Origin of the sequence: Paenibacillus sp. N3.4 (assembly GCF_008017805.1) — a bacterium.
In the GTDB taxonomy this organism is placed as follows: Bacteria; Bacillota; Bacilli; order Paenibacillales; family NBRC-103111; genus Paenibacillus_E.
Genome location: NZ_VRTT01000017.1, coordinates 1 through 20077 on the forward strand (window position 1 = coordinate 1; position 20077 = coordinate 20077).

General features: G+C 41.8%; 16 protein-coding genes and 2 pseudogenes. 13 read left to right on the plus strand and 5 right to left on the minus strand.

Annotated elements, in window-relative coordinates; translation table 11 throughout:
* Positions 1–191: 191 nt before the first annotated feature.
* Positions 192–4280, plus strand: coding sequence for a DUF6259 domain-containing protein (locus FU659_RS36315; protein WP_147947596.1), 4089 nt, complete (start codon positions 192–194; stop codon positions 4278–4280).
* A 688-nt stretch (positions 4281–4968) separates the two neighbouring features.
* Here the strand turns inward: FU659_RS36315 and FU659_RS10845 are convergent.
* Positions 4969–5466, minus strand: a complete 498-nt coding sequence (locus FU659_RS10845; RefSeq protein WP_147947597.1) for a transposase — start codon at positions 5464–5466, stop codon at positions 4969–4971.
* A 109-nt stretch (positions 5467–5575) separates the two neighbouring features.
* Between FU659_RS10845 and sigK the strand changes: the two are divergent.
* Together sigK and FU659_RS10860 are read left to right on the plus strand one after the other, a co-directional pair.
* Positions 5576–6061, plus strand: a pseudogene (gene sigK / locus FU659_RS10850) (RNA polymerase sporulation sigma factor SigK); the annotation flags it as partial.
* 265 nt (positions 6062–6326) lie between these two features.
* A complete protein-coding gene (locus tag FU659_RS10860) occupies positions 6327–6470 on the plus strand; it encodes an SDR family oxidoreductase (protein WP_261807748.1) in 144 nt (47 codons plus the stop codon).
* 101 nt (positions 6471–6571) lie between these two features.
* Here FU659_RS10860 and FU659_RS10865 read toward each other — a convergent pair whose 3' ends face one another.
* Complete coding sequence (locus FU659_RS10865) at positions 6572–7405, minus strand: glycoside hydrolase family 2 TIM barrel-domain containing protein (protein ID WP_147947598.1); 834 nt, start codon at positions 7403–7405, stop codon at positions 6572–6574.
* 265 nt (positions 7406–7670) lie between these two features.
* On the opposite strand from FU659_RS10865, the gene FU659_RS10870 reads away from it, so the two are divergent.
* The 5 genes and pseudogenes from FU659_RS10870 to FU659_RS10890 all read left to right on the plus strand — a co-directional run.
* Positions 7671–8159: a DUF2798 domain-containing protein gene (locus tag FU659_RS10870; protein ID WP_147947599.1), complete on the plus strand. Its 489-nt coding sequence runs from the start codon at positions 7671–7673 to the stop codon at positions 8157–8159.
* Between the two features lie 96 nt (positions 8160–8255).
* Positions 8256–8714: a hypothetical protein gene (locus tag FU659_RS10875; protein WP_147947600.1), complete on the plus strand. Its 459-nt coding sequence runs from the start codon at positions 8256–8258 to the stop codon at positions 8712–8714.
* Positions 8715–8733: 19 nt separating this feature from the next.
* Entirely contained in the window at positions 8734–9036 is a 303-nt protein-coding gene (locus FU659_RS10880) for a hypothetical protein (protein ID WP_261807762.1), read from the plus strand.
* Positions 9037–9417: 381 nt separating this feature from the next.
* The gene (pckA, locus tag FU659_RS10885) at positions 9418–10986 is read left to right on the plus strand and encodes a phosphoenolpyruvate carboxykinase (ATP) (protein WP_147947601.1); all 1569 of its coding nucleotides are present in this window, start codon (positions 9418–9420) and stop codon (positions 10984–10986) included.
* Positions 10987–11104: 118 nt separating this feature from the next.
* Positions 11105–11452, plus strand: a pseudogene (locus FU659_RS10890) (sigma-70 family RNA polymerase sigma factor); the annotation flags it as partial.
* 261 nt (positions 11453–11713) lie between these two features.
* Here the strand turns inward: FU659_RS10890 and FU659_RS10895 are convergent.
* From FU659_RS10895 to FU659_RS10905, 3 genes are read right to left on the minus strand one after another with little or no spacing between them, the layout of a single operon-like run.
* Positions 11714–13282 carry a response regulator transcription factor gene (locus tag FU659_RS10895; protein ID WP_147947603.1) on the minus strand — a complete coding sequence of 523 codons (1569 nt, stop codon included), beginning with the start codon at positions 13280–13282 and terminating at the stop codon, positions 11714–11716.
* A gap of 15 nt (positions 13283–13297) precedes the next feature.
* Positions 13298–13651, minus strand: coding sequence for a sensor histidine kinase (locus FU659_RS10900; RefSeq protein ID WP_187274069.1), 354 nt, complete (start codon positions 13649–13651; stop codon positions 13298–13300).
* Positions 13597–15120, minus strand: coding sequence for a sensor histidine kinase (locus FU659_RS10905; protein ID WP_147947605.1), 1524 nt, complete (start codon positions 15118–15120; stop codon positions 13597–13599). Before FU659_RS10905 ends, FU659_RS10900 begins: the two co-directional genes overlap by 55 nt.
* Positions 15121–15289: 169 nt before the next feature.
* Here FU659_RS10905 and FU659_RS10910 point away from each other — a divergent pair, with 169 nt between their 5' ends.
* The 5 genes from FU659_RS10910 to FU659_RS10930 all read left to right on the plus strand — a co-directional run bounded on the left by FU659_RS10910 (position 15290) and on the right by FU659_RS10930 (position 19987).
* Positions 15290–16954, plus strand: a complete 1665-nt coding sequence (locus tag FU659_RS10910) for a type 2 periplasmic-binding domain-containing protein (RefSeq protein WP_147947606.1) — start codon at positions 15290–15292, stop codon at positions 16952–16954.
* A gap of 115 nt (positions 16955–17069) precedes the next feature.
* Positions 17070–17987, plus strand: a complete 918-nt coding sequence (locus FU659_RS10915; protein WP_147947607.1) for an ABC transporter permease — start codon at positions 17070–17072, stop codon at positions 17985–17987.
* Between the two features lie 15 nt (positions 17988–18002).
* On the plus strand, positions 18003–18914 hold the full coding sequence (locus tag FU659_RS10920) for a carbohydrate ABC transporter permease (protein ID WP_147947608.1): 912 nt from the start codon (positions 18003–18005) through the stop codon (positions 18912–18914).
* A gap of 37 nt (positions 18915–18951) precedes the next feature.
* The gene (locus FU659_RS10925; protein WP_187274070.1) at positions 18952–19356 is read left to right on the plus strand and encodes a carbohydrate binding domain-containing protein; all 405 of its coding nucleotides are present in this window, start codon (positions 18952–18954) and stop codon (positions 19354–19356) included.
* A gap of 223 nt (positions 19357–19579) precedes the next feature.
* Complete coding sequence (locus FU659_RS10930; protein ID WP_147947610.1) at positions 19580–19987, plus strand: DUF6210 family protein; 408 nt, start codon at positions 19580–19582, stop codon at positions 19985–19987.
* Positions 19988–20077 lie beyond the last annotated feature (90 nt).

Sequence of the window (20077 nt, forward strand, 5' to 3'; positions counted from 1 at the left end):
TTATCACAACTTGTTTTCAGGCATTTGCAGCGTTATTTAGATGATTTTTTTTTCCGATTTAACAGATCTAAATTCAAAGATGTATTGCAATCGCTTACATCAATCCTGTCTTTTAACTACAACTATAACTTATCCTGAGCTAACCAGAAACTGTACAGGACACATTAAAAAAATTTAGGAGGTAATTAAGTATGAAAAAAAGATCTAAGTTTCTTTTACACCTATTGATTGTAACACTTGTATTTTCAATGATTTTTAGCGTAGGACCCAAAAGCTTGGTACAAGCTGCCGCTGTAACATCACCTTTAACCATGGTATCGGGTAATCTCCAAGTCGGAGTAGCTTTCACAAATTCTGGACTTAATCTTACAAAAATCTATGATTCATCAAAAGCACAAGACTTATTGTCTACAGCAGTTGATGAACCACTTTTCACAATAAGATTGAACGGTGCTTCAATAAATTCTAAAGAGGGTTGGACTAGTGTTACGGAAGATTTGACCGGCAACGTATATACCTTTGTATTCTCTGGCAACTCAAATGCATCAGGTATTACTGTTACCGTAAAAGCAGATAAAAGCACGGCTGATGCTATCAAATGGAGTATTGCCATAAATAATACTTCCACAAAAAAATATGTTCATACCATAGAGTTTCCTAACATTCCGGTTCGCGACTTAGGAACAGGACGACAAGCTTTTTATCCCTATGCATCAGGAACTGTAAATGACCTTTGGAGCTCAGGTAGCGGCTATTCATTCCCTTATCCAAGCACCGTTAGTACAATGCCCTATGTTGCTGCATACAACGGACAAACTGGACTTTATCTGGGGTGGCATGCCAACGAAGCTCAGATCATATATCCTAATATATGGGGAGACTCAGCAAATTCAGTTGTTAAAATGGGTATGGAGATTTTGGCACCTGATGATACGAAAGTAGGAAACGACTTTAGTACCACCGCGAGTGCACTAATGCAATTAACCCCTAGCTGGTATGATGCTGCGATGATTTACAGAAATTGGGCGAAAGGCAATGCTAGTTGGTGGCCTACAATAGATAATAATGGGCGTACAGATACTCCAGATTGGCTTAAAAAATTGAATGTTTGGACCAAAACAGAGAACAGCAACGGTGAAACACCATCGGATACCACAACTCTTGCAGAGGCTTTTCAACAATACATGGGTATGCCTGTTGGGAATCATTGGTACAGATGGCATGAAATCTTGATGGATGGGCATTTTCCAGAATATTTCCCTGCAAAAGATGGGTTTGCTGAAAATGTTGTAGCACAGCAAAATAATAATATTTATGTTGTGCCATACACCAACGGGCGTTTATGGTCATCTACCATACCTTCCTTTGATTCAGAGGGAGCAAGAGCTGCGGCAGCTAAAGATCCATCTGGGGCTCTTTATACTGAAAATGATGATCAACCTAATGAATATTTAGCAACCGTGGATCCAAGCCAAACTATGTGGCAGAATAAGGTGAAATATTTCACTAATGAGTTGTTGAATTCATATCATGTTAATGGCGTTTATCAGGACATGGTAGGTTATTCTGCGCCCGCTCCTTGCTATGATGCATCTCATGGACATACTTTGGGTGGCGGCGATTATTGGCAGAAGGGTTATGAAACAATGTACAATACGAATATCAGAAGTAATAAACCGGCAGGGACTATACTTGTTACTGAAGGGCCTGCTGATTCTTCTGCAAAAATGTTTGATGCAATGTTGGCATATATAAATTCTGATACGGGAATGGATGGTGTACCTGCTTTACATGCGGTCTTGGCAGATGCAACTCAGCTTATGGGACGTTATTATGACAATAATGAATCTGACCTGCAATGGAGGCAAAAAAATGGCAGAGCCTTTGTATGGGGCGAACAGCTTGGATGGTCCGATGCAGATATAATAAATTATCCAAGTAAGGCAAGCTATCTTAGAAATACTGCAAAGGTCAGAGCCCAGATAAACCGTTCTATATATGCTGGGCAAATGGGTAGACCCTTGGTATTGAGCGGAAATTCTACTGTAACAGGCCCTGATATTACTACTAATGTAGTAGAAAATGGTGTTTGGATGCTTCCGCAGGATAATAAGGTAGTTGTTTTATTAACAAACGTATCTAATGCCTCTAAAACAGTAATGGTTAATATGGCTTTATCACAATATGGCATGAACAGCACTAGCTTAAATGTTGATGAACTTGGACCAACTGGGAAAATAGGTTCTTTTACTAGTTCCACAAATTCACTAACAAATAAGAGTGTTACTTTAGCTGCAGGTGAAGTAAAGGCTTGGGTAATAACTCCAGGCTTGCCAGCACAAACAGGTAAAATCCTAATCTTGGCACCGCATCCGGATGATGAAGCATTAATGGCATCTGGAATAATGGAAAAGGGAATTACCGATGGAAAAACTGTAAAGGTAGGCATTGCAACAAATGGTGATTATGCTGCTTCACTTGGTGATATGACAGTTGGTCAAACACGAATTCGTGAGTCTGTTGCCGCAGTTACTTATTTAGGAGTACCACAAAGCAATATTACGGTGCTGGGATATGGAGATGATCAATTGTGGTCATTATACAATGCAACAAATGCTGATGCAGTAATAACATCACATGAAGGAACAGTCACATATGGGACTCCTGAAAATCTTGATTATCATTATCAAAAATTCGGAACCCATGCAAGCTATACACGAAATAATTTTAAAAATGATTTGATAACCATGATTAATGATTACCGCCCGGATGATATATATATAACCTCTATGTATGACAGTCATCCAGACCACAATACCCTGAATTATTTCACTTTGGAGGCAATAAGACAACTTAAGCAGAATGATCCTTCTTATGCACCAAAGATGCATGAGGCAATAATTCATTCATATGATGGTGAAGCTGTATGGCCTTCACACGAGCCAATAACGTCAAATGCGCCGATGGTCCCATTTTCTAAACCAACTACATTGGACTCAACTTCACAGCTTGATTGGACAGCTCGTGAATCTGTAAGTGTTCCTACAGATATGATGGTTGTTCCAAGAAATGCCGGTAACAAAAAATATAATACTATTTCGAAGTATGCAACACAGTTGGGTGATGCTGACTATATGTATGGGTTTATAAAAAGTGATGAAGTGTTCTGGCTAAAGGATTTCTCAAATATTGCACCTTTGGCAACGGTAACAGTCTCATCCCAAAATACAGCAGCTGGGCAATTGGGAGTAAAAGCTATTGATGGTATATTAGATGGGAATCCAAGGCTTCCTGATAAAGAGTGGGCTACAGTAAGCCAGACAACTGGTGCATGGATCAATTTAGCTTGGAGTGGAAGCCAAAAGATTACAAGTGTTAAGCTTTATGATCGACCAAATAGTAATGAAAATATTACAGGGGCGACATTAACATTTAGTGATGGCAGTTCAATTACTACTGGGGCTCTTCCAAACAATGGTTACTCCAAGACTATAACCTTCGCAGAAAAAACTGTAACCTGGGTTAAACTTACAGTAAATACGGCAACAGGAATAAATATCGGGTTAAGTGAATTTGAGGTTTATGGCCATGATGGTGGCACACCGACCAACTCCATCATAACTCCAATGACAGCAACATTTGATAAAAAAGTTGCCAAGCAGGCTGATATTGGTGTTTCAATGACACTCAACAACAATAGCTTTAGTGGAATCAAGAATGGATCTACTTCTTTAATACAGGGGACTGATTACACAGTCATAGGAACAAATGTAACGATACTAAAGAAATATCTTGCGAATCAGGCAGTGGGAACAACAAACCTTACATTTGACTTTAGTGCAGGTGTAGACCCAGTGTTGGCTGTAACTGTAGTTGATACTACTTCTGCTACAATGTATTACACAATCAAAGATAGGTGGAAGGGCAATTACTTGAATGACAATGGTAGTGGTAAGGTTAATTATGGTGCGACAGCAAGTACCGATTACTACAAGTGGTCATTGGAGACAAGTGGAGGATATACACAGCTTAAAAACAAGGCAACTGGTAAGTATATGGCAATAGAAAATCAATTGGGCTATGTCGAGAGTACAACTGTTCAACCAGGTTGGTGGAGCAAGGATTGGACTCTTGTAGATGACGAAAATGGATATAAGAAAATCACATGCAGATTTCAAGGTGTCAGTATAAATGTTGAAAATCAAACTGGCTCTGCGGAATATGCAGTAGTTGAACCAGGCATGTGGAGTGCCGAATTCGTAATTAGTGCAGCAAATTGACAAGGGAAATATGGCTCAAACCTAAAACCAGTGCTTGAAAAATTGAAAAAGGTTGAAAATGGTTAAATACGTTAATCTTCCATTGTTGTAAGTTCCCTCAAACAACAAAAGGAATGAATGCAGAACCAGTACATCAATGATATGCCTGAAACACCAGAGCTACAAATTAATTAGTTCATCATCGACTCCTTCATCATACAAGTCCCTCTACGCGCACTAACCAGATAAAAACAGGCTCTTTAGATCAGTTGATCTTAAGAGCCCTTTTCTTGTTGTACCTCGCTTTACACGTGCTTGACGCACCAAGCCAATGAAACTTCAGTTCATTTTGCTTCACCTTGCTTTTGAAGTGTCGTAGCGAGTAAAAGTTTGGTGAACCTGATGTGTCAAGGATAACTCGACAGGAAAAAGTAGAGTTACTCAGCAGATCCTGTAATTTCATCGAGATGAACTTTTCCGGTTCCAGGAGTGCTATTTTTCCTGTAGATTTCAATTCGATAGGTGTAAGCATCCGGTCGGTAGATATCAATTTCATACAAAATAGGTCGATCAAATGATTAACCACTTGGAAAATAAGGGCTCTTCGCTCTACTGGATGGGTAATACAACCTAAAATAGGATCATAGTTACCCCAGAAATTAAGAGTTTCTTAAAAATTCGTATAAAAGGGGAAGGGTTAAAGACGAAGTTAGGACCTGCGTGCTGAGAGCGCTAGAATCCGGAGTTTGTTAGTGGTCATGTAGACCATGGCAATTAAATTTTGAACGTTTCTGTAACCGCGAGCTTTTCGTTTGGCTGCTTGAACGAGTCCATTAATGCCTTCGAGCAAACCGTTCGTCATCCGGCTGTGGAACCACCGTAAAATGCCCTCTTCATGCTGTTTAATCGTCTTGGCCAAACAGACCATGGGCGCAAGCTTTGAGCGGGTCGCCCAGCCGATCCATTCCCGCAGATAAACATCCGCTAAAATATGCGGAAGCGTCCAGAGATCCAGCAGAGCCAGTGTAAGACGGTACGCCCGACCTGTCTGTAGGTTGCTGTCCTTCAGACGCAGCAAGGTTTCCTTTTGCTCGGCTTTGAGATTGGTTTCGTTCTTTAACCAGATATATTTTGTACGCTTCAGTTCAGGTTCTTGCTTTTGTTCGTGGATTCGCACTTCATCCACGGCTTCGCCAACCAGCTTCATTACATAGAATTTATCAAACGTAATCTCCGCGTCAGGAAAGTATTTTGGGCACCGCTAATAAAAGCAGGTGACATATCGCAGCAAACCTCTTCAATCTGCTTTGCAGAAAGGAGAAGATTTGGAGGATTTGATCTCCATCGGGACGATCGGATTGATCAAAGCGATCGAGTCGTTCTCGCCAAACAAAGGCACGAAGCTCGCGACTTTCGCGGCTCGTTGCATCGAGAACGAGATCCTGATGCATTTGCGTTCGTTGAAGAAAACACGGAAAGATGTATCTCTGCATGATCCCATCGGAACGGACAAAGAGGGGAATGAAATTACGTTGATCGATATCCTCGGCAGCGAGGCGGACGACGTGGTGGATGCCGTACAGCTGAAAATAGAGAAATCAAAGATATATAAAAATTTGGAGATTTTGGATGAGCGTGAGAAGGAAGTTGTGGTTGGGCGGTTTGGACTGGAATTAGGCGGGGAAGAGCGGACGCAGCGGGAGATTGCGAAGGAGCTGGGAATTAGCCGCTCCTATGTTTCGAGGATTGAGAAGCGGGCGCTCATGAAGCTGTATCATGAGTTTTATAAGGCGAAGCGGTAAGGAAATTGAATCGCAGACTTCATTTATTTGGTATCAGATAATGTTGGAAGGTATACCAATAACAATATGTTTTAGTTAAGTTAACCGAAATGTTTTTTTACTTTTAATGATGGGATAAAGCCAATGAACCAGCTTATTTGCACAGGCTACTAGTGTGACCTTGTGCGGCTTTCCTTCGACTCTTTTACGGTCGTAAACTCTTTGGATACGGAATCCTTGTCCCAACCAGCCTCAAAAATGGTAATGAAAAGTTGGGGTGAACATTGTGAAACATATTCTAGGCAAGCATCCAATGAAACGTCTGCTTGAATCGTATGAAATAGGAGCTCCAGCAGTCTTCTTGGCCTCAGAAGGAGCAAACGCGATTGCAGGTACATCGTTGAATGTATCAGGTGGTGTGTTAGCATAATAACCGTATACTGAACGCAGAGAAGAAGGGGGATAATTCCCCCTCCTAATGATTTGTTTCCATGTTGTAAGTTTTAAGTTTACCAGTTTTAGTATTGCATTTTATTTATTTTTATAATTATAGTTGTTGATATTCTGATATCTTTCCCGCAGTAAATAGGCAGCTTTCTTTGGTTTCCGATCTCTGGTGAAAACACCTTTTTTATTACCTTCAACTCTCATTATGCCTTGTTTGGTTGCGAAGTCGGCAAAGTTCCAGACATGCTCCCCGATTACAAAGTCAAGATCGTCGAACACTTGGTGGTATGTCTTCAAGAATTCACATTGGAATTCTTCTGTCCACATAGTCGGTAAAGATGAGGTAAGGCCATGCATGGTGTCTGCCCCAAACTCCGTAAGGAATACCGGTTTTTCAGATGTTTCCCGCCATTCAAGCAATTCTTTTTTTAGTTCTATTCCGGCTATTTCTAAATCGCCGCTATTTACATACCAACCGTAATAACGATTTAAACAAATCACGTCGCTTAAGGTATGAATCTTGCAAGCCTTTGGAGTTGCTGCCATGAAGCTGACTATGGTAAGTGGACGAGTAGGATCAAGTTCCTTGGTAAGTTCCACCAACGGTTTAAAGTATTCATAGGCGCCTTCTTCCTCGCCCGCAGGTTCGTTGGTAACAACCCACATAACTACGCATGGGTGATTCTTATCGCGGCCAATCAATTCTTTGATTGCTTCTTTATGGCTTTCTTGGGATTGGACTGTTTCCCAAGTATTTCTTTTCCGAGATGACATGAAGCCGCCAAGCGTCACATGCAATCCTACAGCAGCAACCTCGTCCACAACCACAATACCTTCGCGATCGGCCAGGACTTTGCCGTAATGCGTTTCACTACCGAAACGAAGTACAATTCTTTTGCTGTTCCAAGATTCTGGCACTTAAAACTCTCGTTCATACCACACGTTACCAACATGTTCTTTAACTTTTAAATCCTCTGTGAGTTCATTGTAACTTGCGGGTTTTGTCAAATTGGTTATCCAGTCCTGTTGTGCATGAGCACATAGTCCACCGTAAATTCAGCGATTAGCGCCCGCTTTATTAGGTCGACTCCGGCAAAATTCATCGTCAAAATGTTCACAGACTATTCACTTATGAAGGATAATCCATTATCGCTATAATACAAGGTAGAAAGGATGATGGAGATTGCCAACGACTAAGAAAGAAGATTTTTATTTTGGGTTGATGATGTGCTTTGGGATGGTTGTATTCATGACATTTTATAATTTATTTACACACGGCTTGATTGGCACGATATCCTTGAAAGGACTACTTATTCAACTTATTTCGGTTTTTATTATTGCTTCCTTATTGGAATTATTTATTGTCGGTCCAGTGGCAAAGAAAATTGCTTTATCACTACCATATGATAAATCTAAGAAGGTATTTGTGATTCTATCCCTTGCATTTTTTATGGTGAGTGGAATGGTTCTCTGTATGTCTCTTTATGGATTGGGGAGTTCTTACTTTTCTAACAGCCTGATTGGAGAATCATTACTTAAAAGTTACTTTTCTTTAGTATTAAAAAATTTTATTTTTGCTTTCCCTCTACAACTCATAATAATGGGACCGCTAGTTCGGTATTTATTTATTAAGTTCGTTAAAGATAAAAAAATTACGGAATCTATAAGCTAAAATATATTCGATTCAATTATGTGTTCTCTCACCATTAAATGTATCTTAAATGATAATAAAATAATTCGTCTGATTCCCAAAGGAGTTCAGACACTAGTGATTAGCAAAAACGCCAGCATAGCGGAAGTTTCCGTTACATGGCGTTTTTTTGAATGGAGGGGCATCGGTGGTGCTATTGAAGTTATTTTTTTATTAATCACTCGAGATTATGGAATAAAGGACCCTTCAACTTTAGTCCCCGCTTTGATCGTTTTTATCTTCATCTCCATAACATTCTTAGGTATGGTCTATATTGCAAAATTACTCGTTAAGGAAATCACTTCTACTCGTGAAGCTGTTGAAGCCCTGCTGAACCAGCAAGTACAGGAAAAAGAAAGGCTAATTTCCAATATGCAAGCTACGCATACATACTCGGAATCTACAAATATCCTAATATCTCATACAAGTGAAACTACTACGCTAACTTCTCTGGGAAAAGCACAGATCGAACAGCTGTCCAGTTCTTTAATTGAATTTAAACAATATGTAGAGACGTTTTGCTGTTGTTGCCACTGAAATCAGAAAGCTAGCTGAAATTTCCGGCAATTCAGCTTCGCAAATCTATGAACAATTAAATCAATTTAGAAAAACTTCTACGGTAATGAAAGAAAATATGAAACAAATCTCTCAGCAGATGATGCAAAGTGATAAACATCACGACCAGACCAAAAAGGCATTTGAATCAATAAACGATGCCATTCAACAATTAGCCCAGCTTTCTTCTCAATATGATAACGCTATGAAACAAATCATGCTTCTATTCCTCGAAAGGTTCCCTATAACCATTTTTGCAAAGCTGTCCCCGACAAAGAAACAGAAAGAAAGATCTTCCAGGTAAAAGGATACATCGATAAGAGCCTGCTTTTTCGCTTCATTGTGGTCTAAACGATGTAGTTTACTTATATAGGTTATAAATAAATATGTGTTACATCATTAACTTTATTTATCACACGGAAATGGTTGTTTAGTATATACTAATAAATAAATAATGCACATTATATAACTCTAGGAGGGAACTCTATGATAAAAGGTATAGGCAAGCGGTAAATTTAAAGACAGGGAAGGTACTTCCACATCTGGCCTCTCGAGTTCAGGGGATTTCCCTCCGTGTTCCTACGCAGGATGTGTCTCTTTTAGCGTAGATTATGCTTGACTACTAATGACTCGGACTGCAAAGAGCAGCAATGTTTGGATAACACAACGAAGGGAATTGATGAGTATGGAAGCCAAGTTGCAGCAGTTGAAAATAGGTCTGGTATCAAATAATTTACCCGTTTCTCAGCTGGTCGAAACAGCATTGGAACGAAAGGAAGGGGTTCTTGCTTCCTCAGGAGCCTTACAAGTATACACAGGGAAATATACCGGACGTTCCGCCAAAGACAAGTTCATTGTCCAAGAACCTTCCGTCTTGGATCACATAGATTGGGGGGCTGTGAATCAACCAATATCACAGCTTCAGTTCGAGAGGCTCTACCAAAAAGCGCAAGACTATATGTCAGATAAGGATATGTTCGTATTCGACGGTTATGCCGGGGCGGATTCGGAGTATCGGTTACCCATTCGCATCGTGAATGAATATGCTTGGCATAATTTATTTGTCCGGCAGCTATTTGTCCGACCAACACAGGAAGAATTGCAAACCCATATTGCGGAGTTCACGGTGATTGCATTGCCAGGCCTAAAAGCCGATCCGGAAGTGGACGGTACGCGCTCTGAAACGTTTATCTGCCTCTCCTTTGAAAGGAAATTGGTTCTCATCGGGGGAACCGAGTATGCAGGAGAGATGAAAAAATCGATTTTTAGCGTTCTGAATTATTTGCTCCCTTTCCGTGACGTTCTTTCCATGCATTGCTCAGCAAATGTGGGAGAGAAAGACGATGTGGCTTTATTCTTCGGGTTATCTGGAACGGGGAAAACGACGCTCTCCGCCGATCCAAACCGCCGGTTGATTGGGGACGATGAGCATGGCTGGACCGATCAAGGGGTCTATAACTTTGAAGGCGGATGTTATGCCAAGTGTGCCAATCTATCCGAAGAAAAGGAACCGCAAATTTGGCAGGCTATTCGTTATGGTTCGGTTTTAGAAAATGTCGTGCTGGATCCAGAGACAGGCCGAGCGGATTATCATGATACTCGGACGACAGAAAATACACGAGCCGCGTATCCAATCGATGCAATCCCTGGTGCGGTCATCCCAGGAAAGGCGGGTCATCCGAGCGCCATCATTTTCTTAACAGCAGATGCTTTCGGGGTGCTGCCTCCTATTTCCAAACTAACGAAGGAACAGGCGATGTATCACTTTTTGTCAGGGTATACGTCTAAGTTGGCAGGTACCGAAAGAGGAGTAACGGAACCGGAGGCGACATTTTCCACTTGCTTTGGGGCGCCTTTCCTTCCGCTCCATCCAACTGTGTACGCAAGGCTATTGGGAGATAATATCGAGAAGCACCAAGTTAACGTATATTTGGTGAACACGGGATGGTCCGGCGGTCCCTATGGTGTAGGTAAGCGGATGAATTTAACTTTAACCCGTGCGATGATAACTGCTGCTTTGAATGGAAGTATCGAGCAAGCGACGTTTACTGCTGATCCGATCTTCGGTGTGCTCTGTCCCGATTTCGTAGAGGGGGTTCCAAGCAATGTTCTTGTTCCCCGTCATACTTGGCAGGATCATGAGGCGTATGAGAAGTCCGCTTGGGGGCTTGCTGAACGGTTTAATCGCAATTTCGAGAAATTTTCCAATGTGGATAAAGAAATTATTACTGCTGGTCCAAATAAATGGAATTGAACTTCAAAACTTAATTGACACACGAATAATTTGCTTTAAATAGACGCTTAAATAATGGCTTGTGATGTTACGCATTCCTTAATAGGAATTGTAAGTCGCAAGCCACATCGGTTTCTTTCGTTCGCTCAAGAAAACGCGGAAAGATGTGTCTCTCCATGACCCCATCGGAACGGACAAAGAGGGGAATGAAATTACGTTGATCGATATCCTCGGCAGCGAGGCGGATGATGTAGTAGATGCTGTACAGCTGAAAATAGAGAAATCAAAGATATATAAGAATTTGGAGATATTGGATGATCGGGAGAAGGAAGTTGTGGTTGGGCGGTTTGAACTTGAATTAGGCGGAGAAGAGCGGACGCAGCGGGGAATTGCTAAGGAGCTGGGGATTAGCCGGTCCTATGTATCGAGGATTGAGAAGCGGGTGCTCATGAAGCTGTATCATGAGTTTTATAAGGCGAAGCGGTAAGCGTTAGGTTGGAGCATCGTATTCTTCATTTATTTGGCTTCAAATAATGGGAAGACGGGCGTTGAAATTATGGATATTTTCAGGCGTTTGAATGAGCAGGAACGGACGATTTATGTGACATTAAGATTAATATGATTTTCATTTAAGTTTTTTCATGCATTCACCTTCTTGGGTGAGTGCCTTTTTTGTTCTGGTGGTCGTTTCCATTTGCAGCGATGCCGCGGTGCCCATTGTAAATTCAGAGGACTTTATTCTGAATTCTTAATCCTCCTCAATGGGCGATTTTTTTTGCTGCAATCCTAATTTATAAGCAGTTGGGGTAACTCCTACATGTTTTTCGAACTTGCCGCTAAAATAGGTGGGGTCGTTATAGCCAACCTTTTTGGCGACCTCAACAATTTTCAAATCGGTTCGGCGCAGCAGGCTCTTAGCCTCCTCAATACGAAGCTGATGGAGATACTCATTGAATTGAATCCCTTTCTTTCTACGGAAAAGCTGTCCTAAATAGGCATGATTCATATAGAATTTTGCGGCCACATCCTTTAATGTCATATTTTCGTGGAAATGGCTGTTCACATATTGTTCAATCTGGTCAATGATTCCGAAATTCTGTTGTGCCCGGAGGAAAGCTATCTCCAAGCAAATCTGCTGGCAGGTGTCCCGAAACATCTCCCTCTGAAGACGAATCGGAGTGGTTGTGCAGGTGAGATCAATGTGATTGGCGGCTTTGATAATCCGCTGAATGTCGCCATTCATTTCGGCCACATATTTCTCGATCTCAAGCAAAAAGCGATATAAGTGTACCTTGATGGTATCGGGGGAAATAAATTGTTCCACGAAGAAAACAAAAATGTCTGTGACGATTCGTTCAATCTCATGGGGGCTATTGTTTTCAATAGAGTCTCTTAATTGTTGAAAGGAAGCTAAATATTCATATTGGCTTTTAAAAGGAGGAAGGAGCTTGATCTCCTCATAGGCAAGAACAGTTGGCCGTTCAACATACAAGGAATAAACACGAGCGGAGCAAGCTGCTTGAAAAGAATCGGCCAACTGCTCGGGTGAGTGTGCAAGTGGACCAACGGAAAGAAAGGCTTCCTGATCCAAGCCGTCGTGAATCGCATGAAGCAAGGAAAAGGCCAGCTGTTGTTCCTCCGTTTTACTTAGGTGAGTAGACTCAGGTTGGATTAGAACAGCGATAAACCCATCTGCATCAATGTAAATGCGTACAGATGCCTCGGATAAGGTGAAGGCTTCCCACACTGGCAGCAGAAGCTGTTTGATTTGGATGAATGTGGTTGGCATGTGATTCCGCAGCATGATAACCATAAGTAACACAGGATAGTGAGCTTCTAAGGATTGACAAAGCTTAATTCTGACGTCATGACTAGTCGTGCTGCGGAGCAATAATTTAATAGCATTCCCAGATTGGCTGTCGACCGGTAAAGCATTATCGATCCTTAGGCTGGCACGAATACGAGACAATGCGGCAATCAGCTCTTCTTTGTCCACAGGCTTAAGCAAATAATCCCGGACTTGATAGCGGATGGCTTGACGGGCATAGTCAAACTCATTGAAGCCTGTCAATATGATAACTGGTGTCAGCAGGTTTCGCTCTTCCCTTAAAGCTTGAATCAATTGGAGGCCATCCATTCTCGGCATGCGGATGTCGGTAATGATGACATCTGGCGTATCATCCAGAATGAGCTGCAAAGCCTGTTCACCGTTTTTGGCTTTAGAGACAATGGTAAAACCGTATTTCTCCCAATTGATAAGTTGGGCTAAGCCCGCGCGAATAACGGGTTCATCGTCTACGAGGAGAACTTTCAGCATGTTTGTACAGCTCCTTTATTTGTCATCAAAGCCTTCGGATGGATGCTCCCGGCAGAGGGGTATTTTCAACTCAATGGACGTAAATTCATGTTCTTTGCTGTTGATGTTAAATTCAAATTGGTCCTTAAAGAATAAGGTGATCCGGCGAAACACATTTTGCATGCCGATCCGGTTAAGCTGAGGTTCTTTGGCCCGAACGTCCTCTAGTAATTGATCCAGCTTCTCAGGTTTAATCCCGATGCCATTGTCTTCAATATAGAAGACCAGGAAATCCTTCTCCTCATATACGCGTATGGACACGAGCCCTTTCTCATCTAATCCCTGTATACCGTGCTTAAACGCATTCTCCACAAAGGGCTGGAAGACCATGGAAGGAATGTATAAGGGGAGCGTATTCTTCTCAACTTCAAGCGAACAATCGATTTCATCTTCGAACCGATACTTTGTATGGACAGAAATTCCTGTATCATTTCCACCTCTTCCTCTACAGTTACCCATTCCCTATTGGATATGAGAAACCTTCTGTATGACTTGGACATGTAGCTTATAATATCCGCAGTTTCCAGTTCTCCTTTGATCACAGATTTCATCCGAATGGTTTCCAGAACGTTAAATAAGTAGTGGGGATTGACCTGACTTTGCAGGGCGATTAGCTCCGCTTGTCTACTTTCCAGTTCAAAACTCTTCTGCCGGAGTTCAGCCTCATAAACATCGTTAATCAACTGTTTAACCTTTCTGATCATCCGATTAAAGCTGTGGAATAATAGACCGATCTCATCTTTTCCGACATGCGGATACTCAATTAACATAAAATGTTGGTTATCCACCTTATCCATATGACGGGAGAGCAGTCGAGTTCGGAAATATAAGGATCTGGAGATCAGAATAATAAGAATGGTTGCAAACAACAGATTGGCCAACGCGATAAGCAAGACGTATTTCTTAGGCTGCTCTAGCGCCTTGTGCAAGACGGATTCTTCATAAACCCCGATAATTCTATACCCTGTCATGGAATCAAACGGAGTGAGTTGCTTAGTCATTGTAAATTGATTTTCCGGAATAGAAGCAGACTGAAAGGTGGCTAAGTATTGTTGCTGTGGCAAACTTGTATAAATCACTCGGTTATTGTCGTCAACAAGGGAAAACTTGCCCATGGCGCCCTCACTATTAAAAATGTCAGCTAGGACATTATATCGAATATCAATTTTTAGTATTTTTTGATACTGGGCATAAGACGTGTAGTAGTTCAAATTCCGGATGACGCTGAACAGTCGTTCCCCATCGGCAGTCACCTCCTGTCCAAAATAGAACATATCCCGATGGCTGTTGTTTGTGTGGAAGGATTGTGAGTACCAAGAGCTGTTGCGTATCGTAGGTGTGATTCTGAGGACGCTTCCAGCACTCAGAACCGTTGGATTATCCGTATAGAAATTAATGTTGAAATGATATTGGAAATAAGGGGTGACTCCCATAAGGGGAGTACGGAAGTAGCTGCCGTAATTTAGGGTATAGTCCAGATTGTCCTGATAGGTAGTATCCAGACCTTCGTAGAAGCTCCGTGAAAAATAAATATTGTTGCTTAGCGCTGCGGCTTCCTTGAAGGAGCGAGTCAGTTGGTTATCTAAACGCTCGAGCGAGAGTTCGATATTGCGATGCTCTTCTTTTTTCACGCTTTGGGTTATTTTGGCGTAGAACAGATAGTTCGTCAGTGTGATGGGGAGGAATACACAGAAAATGTAGATGAGCAGCAGCTTTTTATGGATTTTCATGTTGTTTAACCTAGCTAAGCCAAAGAATGCGGGCATCGGTAATCCTCCATCATGAGTTGATTCTTTCATTATAAAGAGGGAATCTTTCTAATGGAAGGTCTCTAAAGCCCTTCGAATGAAATGCTATATTATTTCGAACGATTTCTATATTCTGTCATATAGGAATGGTAAGATAATCCTACTTATAATAGGTTTAGGCTAATGACCTGAACGATAAAACCACGAGGAGTGAATCCCAATGAAGGCTTTCAGAAAAGCGGCTTCCGTAACGTTAGTCGCTGTATTAGCCCTGACTGCTGCAGCATGCAGCGACGGGGAATCGAAACCAAGCAGTACTGAATCAGGGGGCAATGTGAAAGCGGAACCAAAAGAATACAGTGTATTTATTAATCGATCCTTACCTGATTATCCAGGGTCCACTCGCGTAGGAGACATGATTGACAAAGAGACTAATGTCAAGCTAAAGCGGGAATATCTGGTCGGCGATTTGGATACGAAAATTGGCGTCATGATTGCCTCCGGACATTACCCGGATCTTATGGACGGAGGGCCGTCTACATCCAAACTGCTTAACGCTGGCGCCTATATTCCGCTTGATGATTTGATGGACAAATACGCTCCAAACCTTAAGAAGCTATACGGTGCCCGCTGGAATAAGCTGAAACAGCCGGATGGCAAGGTTTATTTTCTTCCTGGATGGGTGCCATACGAAGAGGGAGATAAAGCACCGCTGCTTGGAACTCCCCAAACTGGGTTTTGGATTCAGAAAGCGGTATTGAAGGAGTTTAACTACCCGAAGATCAAGACGCTTGATGAATATTTCGATTTGATCGAAAAATATGCCAAGAAGTATCCGGAAATTGAAGGCGGCAAAACGATTGGTTTTGAAGGGATTATGGAGGGCTCGCGTAAACATGACTTGGTTAATCCGTCGTTCTTTCTCGCCGGCTATCCCAATGACGGTGCTGGGATTGCCAACAAGGTGGATGGCGGCTTCAAGGTAGATACTTTCCAGGATAAAGACATGTCGAAGCGTTACTATCAGAAATTGAATGAGGTCAACGCCAAAAAATTGTTGGATCAAGAGATGTTCATCATGAACTACGATCAATATATTGCCAAGCTTACTTCCGGTAGAGTACTTGGATTACACGACCAACGTTTCCAGATAGGCAAAGCCATTGATATTCTGGACAAAGAAAAACCAGAGCGTTCTTTCGTGCCGTTGCCACTCGTCTACGATAGCAGCATAAAAGAGCAGTATACCCCACCGCTGGGCATGTCAACATCAGCCGGTATGGGAATTTCCAAGGACGCCAAAGATCCCGTTGGCATTATCAAGTATCTGGATTATCTAGCTAAACAAGACACGCAGAATTTGATTTCCTGGGGCGTAAAGGACGTTGATTATAAAGTTAACGAGCAGGGCCGATTCTATAGAACGAGTGAGATGATCGCGAATTTTAAAAATCCGGAGTACAAAAAGCAGTGGGGCGGGGATTACTTCCTGGGGCTGCCAATTTCGGTCGGATACTGGGCAGACGGAAATGCAGCACGCGCCGATAATCAGGCGGAACTGCTTACGGCCACTTACAATGCGATCGATAAAGAAATCATTAAGGCATATGGGATTTCGTCTTACAATGATTTATTTACAAAACCAGAGCCACGCAAGTATTTCCCGCTGTTTGATATCGTTTTGGAAAAAGGCGGCAAAGCGGAGCTGACCAAGCAAAAGATAGATGATTTATTGACCTCCTACATTCCAAAGTTGATTATGTCGAATCCAGCTGACTACAACAAAGTATGGGATGAGTATGTGGGGAAATTCAAGGCTTTAGATACAAAATCGTATATCGATGAGCTTCAGAAAACGGTTGATTTCCGAATGAAGAATTGGTAAGCATTTGGCGGTGAGGGGGATTTAGCACGAGGAGAATTCTCCTCTCACTCTTATTAAATGGTAAATTTTAACATACAAAGAGAGTGCAAGAACAAGCGGATAGGAGAGGTTCATCATGCTGCAAAAAACATTTACTCAGCGACTATGGCGGCAAAGAGTCCTGGTGCTTATGTCCGTCCCGCTTTTGATCCATCTACTGATTTTTAAGTATATGCCATTATGGGGATGGTCGATGGCCTTCCAAGAATATGTGCCAGGTAAAAGCTTTTTAAATCAAAAGTGGGTCGGATTTGAACAATTCAAGCGTATTTTTACAGACGAGTTGTTCTATCAGGTTCTTCGCAATACGCTTGCCATGAGCGCCATCAATATTACGTTTAGCTTCATTACGGCAATAGGGTTGGCGGTATTATTAAATGAAGTGAGAATGACTTGGTTTAAGAGAACGGTACAGACGATCTCCTATTTGCCTTATTTTATCTCATGGGTGGTTGCTGCCAATATCATTATGGTTATGCTCTCCTCTGACAATGGGATCGTTAATATTCTGCTGCTGAAGCTGGGCGTGCTCGATTCTTCTCAGATGTGGCTGGGGAAGCCGGGACTGTTCTGGTGGATTATTGGGCTTGCAAATGTGTGGAAAAATGTAGGGTGGAACGCCATCATCTATCTGGCGGCCATCTCCGCTATTGAACCACATTTATATGAGTCTGCAGAAATGGATGGAGCCAACCGGTTGCATAAGATCCTCCATATCACCCTTCCCGGTATAAAACCAACCATCGTGATTCTGCTCATCATGAGCATTGGTCACGTGATGCAAGCCGGTTTTGAACAGCAGTACTTGCTCGGCAACAGTCTGGTTAAGGATAAATCGATGGTCTTCGATATCTTTGTATTGGAGTACGGCATACGCTTATCACGCTATTCTTTTGCTGCAGCAGCAGGTATTTTCAACAGTATCGTCAGTATCGTCATGCTCTTAATGGCCAACTACATCGCGGGTAAAATGGGTGAAGAAAGAATCATATAAGGTGGGGACGCAACTATGCACCGTACAAAACCGTTTTTAACAGGCAGTAATCTGTTTGACATCATCAATACCATCCTATTGAGCTTGTTGTTAGTGCTTACGTTATACCCATTTCTAAACGTAATAGCGCTATCTCTTAATGATGCAACGGACAGTATGAAGGGCGGCATTTATTTGTTGCCTAGAAAGTTCACGTTATTTAATTATAAGGATTTGATTAGAGATTCCCATATTTGGCATGCGGGTATGATATCCCTCCTACGCACGGTGATTGCCGTTATTTCAGGTGTGTTTCTAACAGCGATGGTGGCGTATACGATCAGCCGCAAGGATTATGTATTGAGAAATTTCATCACGATGGCTTACGTCTTCACGATGTACATCGATGGCGGACTCATTCCTACTTACTTTTTGATTCGGGATATTGGATTGGTCAATAACTTTGCGGTTTATGTACTTCCTGGTATCGTAACAGCCTTTAATCTGTTGGTGATCAGGACGTATATTCATTCCTTGCCGGAGAGCTTGAATGAATCTGCCAAAATAGACGGAGCTGGTGACTTTCGCATTTTTGTGCAAATCATATTTCCACTGTGTATGCCTGTACTTGCTACAATCGCTCTATTCATTGCCGTTTCGCAATGGAACGCTTGGTTCGATACGTTTCTATACGCATCCAACAATCCGAATTTAAGCACGCTTCAGTATGAGCTCATGAAGATTTTACAGTCAGCGAATCAACAAGTGACGGGAACGTTAGAGCAAGCTTTACAGGATGCTTCATCTGGGCAAACCGAACATGCGGTTACACCTGGATCCATCCGAGCTACCATGACCGTTGTATCAAGTTTGCCAATCATTCTCGTGTATCCTTTCCTGCAGCGCTATTTCGTCAAAGGCTTAACCCTTGGCGGTGTGAAAGGATAGATTTCTTACTCGTATGAATAGGATTAAAGGAGGAGTAATGATGTTTTCAGGAAAAATGAAAGGGCTCCAGCTCATCTTGTTTATTACGTTCATTATGGTTTTGTCGCTTCTACATCCTTTGACTGGAATGGCGGCCATAGATCCAACGGTGCCCTCTGGGCAGATTGCGTCAAACTTGTTTACGAACCCAGACTTCGAGACAGGGACGGTTAATGGGTGGACACCGCGTGGGAACTCAACGCTTACGGTCAATAGTGATGCTCACACCGGCGCATACGGAATGAAGGTTGTCCGTACCGCTGCATTTCGCGGGGTACAGCAGGCGGTTTACGGCAAAATGAAAGTAGGTAGTGAATATGACATCCGTGTATGGGTAAAGGTGGATGCTGCTGGTGCTTTTTTTGCGATCCTCCTCTGTTTAATAACGGATAATTTTCATTGAATATATGAGTAACATAGCATAATTATTTCTGTGAAAGAACAAATAATGTAAATTAATAAAGCTTGGCAACCTATTTTAGTTTGCACTGGTAAGTACATTAGATCCCCATATTAGGTATTTCGTACAAATCCCGTTCCGAGGGTCGGGCAGTTATGCATCAAGGTGTACCCTAATTATGGTAATATAGGGGAGTTGGATGAAGATATGAAAAGAGGTTACTTTCATGCAAAAAAAACGAGAAGTCTGTCTATATAGCTTGGAGCAGCTTGCTCTTATAATAAAATCAAAGTCTGGAGTTGTTTACTATAACCAAGCTGGAGGTTATTCTTGTTTACAACCTTCAGTAGAAGGAATACTTACAATACTTGAAGATGACACGAAGGAATTATTGCAAAACTTATCTTTGTTTTGTTTGAACAAAACAAAGATAACGTTAGAAGATGCTAAATTCTTAGACGAATTACTTCGGGCTAATAAAGCGGGGAAGTTTCTGTCAATAGATAGAGAAAGACTAGAGGACTCAATGGAAGCATGGCTCAATGTGATAATTGATATTGAAATGATAGAGAATACATTACTTAATGGATTCGAAGAAGATGTAGGAATATTAACTTGGAATAATAGTGATTAGGTTTCCAACATTGAGCTATACAAGCTAATAGCCTGTCAATATTTCCAGCAAGTGAATAGAATTGGTGTGGAATAGTGAAAAGTATGCATG

Excerpts from the sequence above, each read along its gene's own strand:
- FU659_RS10915 (WP_147947607.1), top strand. The coding sequence starts at position 17,070 with ATGCTGCAAAAAACATTTACTCAGCGACTATGGCGGCAAAGAGTCCTG.
- FU659_RS10900 (WP_187274069.1), bottom strand. The coding sequence starts at position 13,651 with ATGGTCTTCCAGCCCTTTGTGGAGAATGCGTTTAAGCACGGTATACAG.
- pckA (WP_147947601.1), top strand. The coding sequence starts at position 9,418 with ATGGAAGCCAAGTTGCAGCAGTTGAAAATAGGTCTGGTATCAAATAAT.
- FU659_RS10925 (WP_187274070.1), top strand. The coding sequence starts at position 18,952 with ATGATGTTTTCAGGAAAAATGAAAGGGCTCCAGCTCATCTTGTTTATT.
- FU659_RS36315 (WP_147947596.1), top strand. The coding sequence starts at position 192 with ATGAAAAAAAGATCTAAGTTTCTTTTACACCTATTGATTGTAACACTT.
- FU659_RS10905 (WP_147947605.1), bottom strand. The coding sequence starts at position 15,120 with ATGAAAGAATCAACTCATGATGGAGGATTACCGATGCCCGCATTCTTT.
- FU659_RS10910 (WP_147947606.1), top strand. The coding sequence starts at position 15,290 with ATGAAGGCTTTCAGAAAAGCGGCTTCCGTAACGTTAGTCGCTGTATTA.
- FU659_RS10845 (WP_147947597.1), bottom strand. The coding sequence starts at position 5,466 with ATGAAGCTGGTTGGCGAAGCCGTGGATGAAGTGCGAATCCACGAACAA.
- FU659_RS10930 (WP_147947610.1), top strand. The coding sequence starts at position 19,580 with ATGCAAAAAAAACGAGAAGTCTGTCTATATAGCTTGGAGCAGCTTGCT.
- FU659_RS10895 (WP_147947603.1), bottom strand. The coding sequence starts at position 13,282 with ATGCTGAAAGTTCTCCTCGTAGACGATGAACCCGTTATTCGCGCGGGC.
- FU659_RS10920 (WP_147947608.1), top strand. The coding sequence starts at position 18,003 with ATGCACCGTACAAAACCGTTTTTAACAGGCAGTAATCTGTTTGACATC.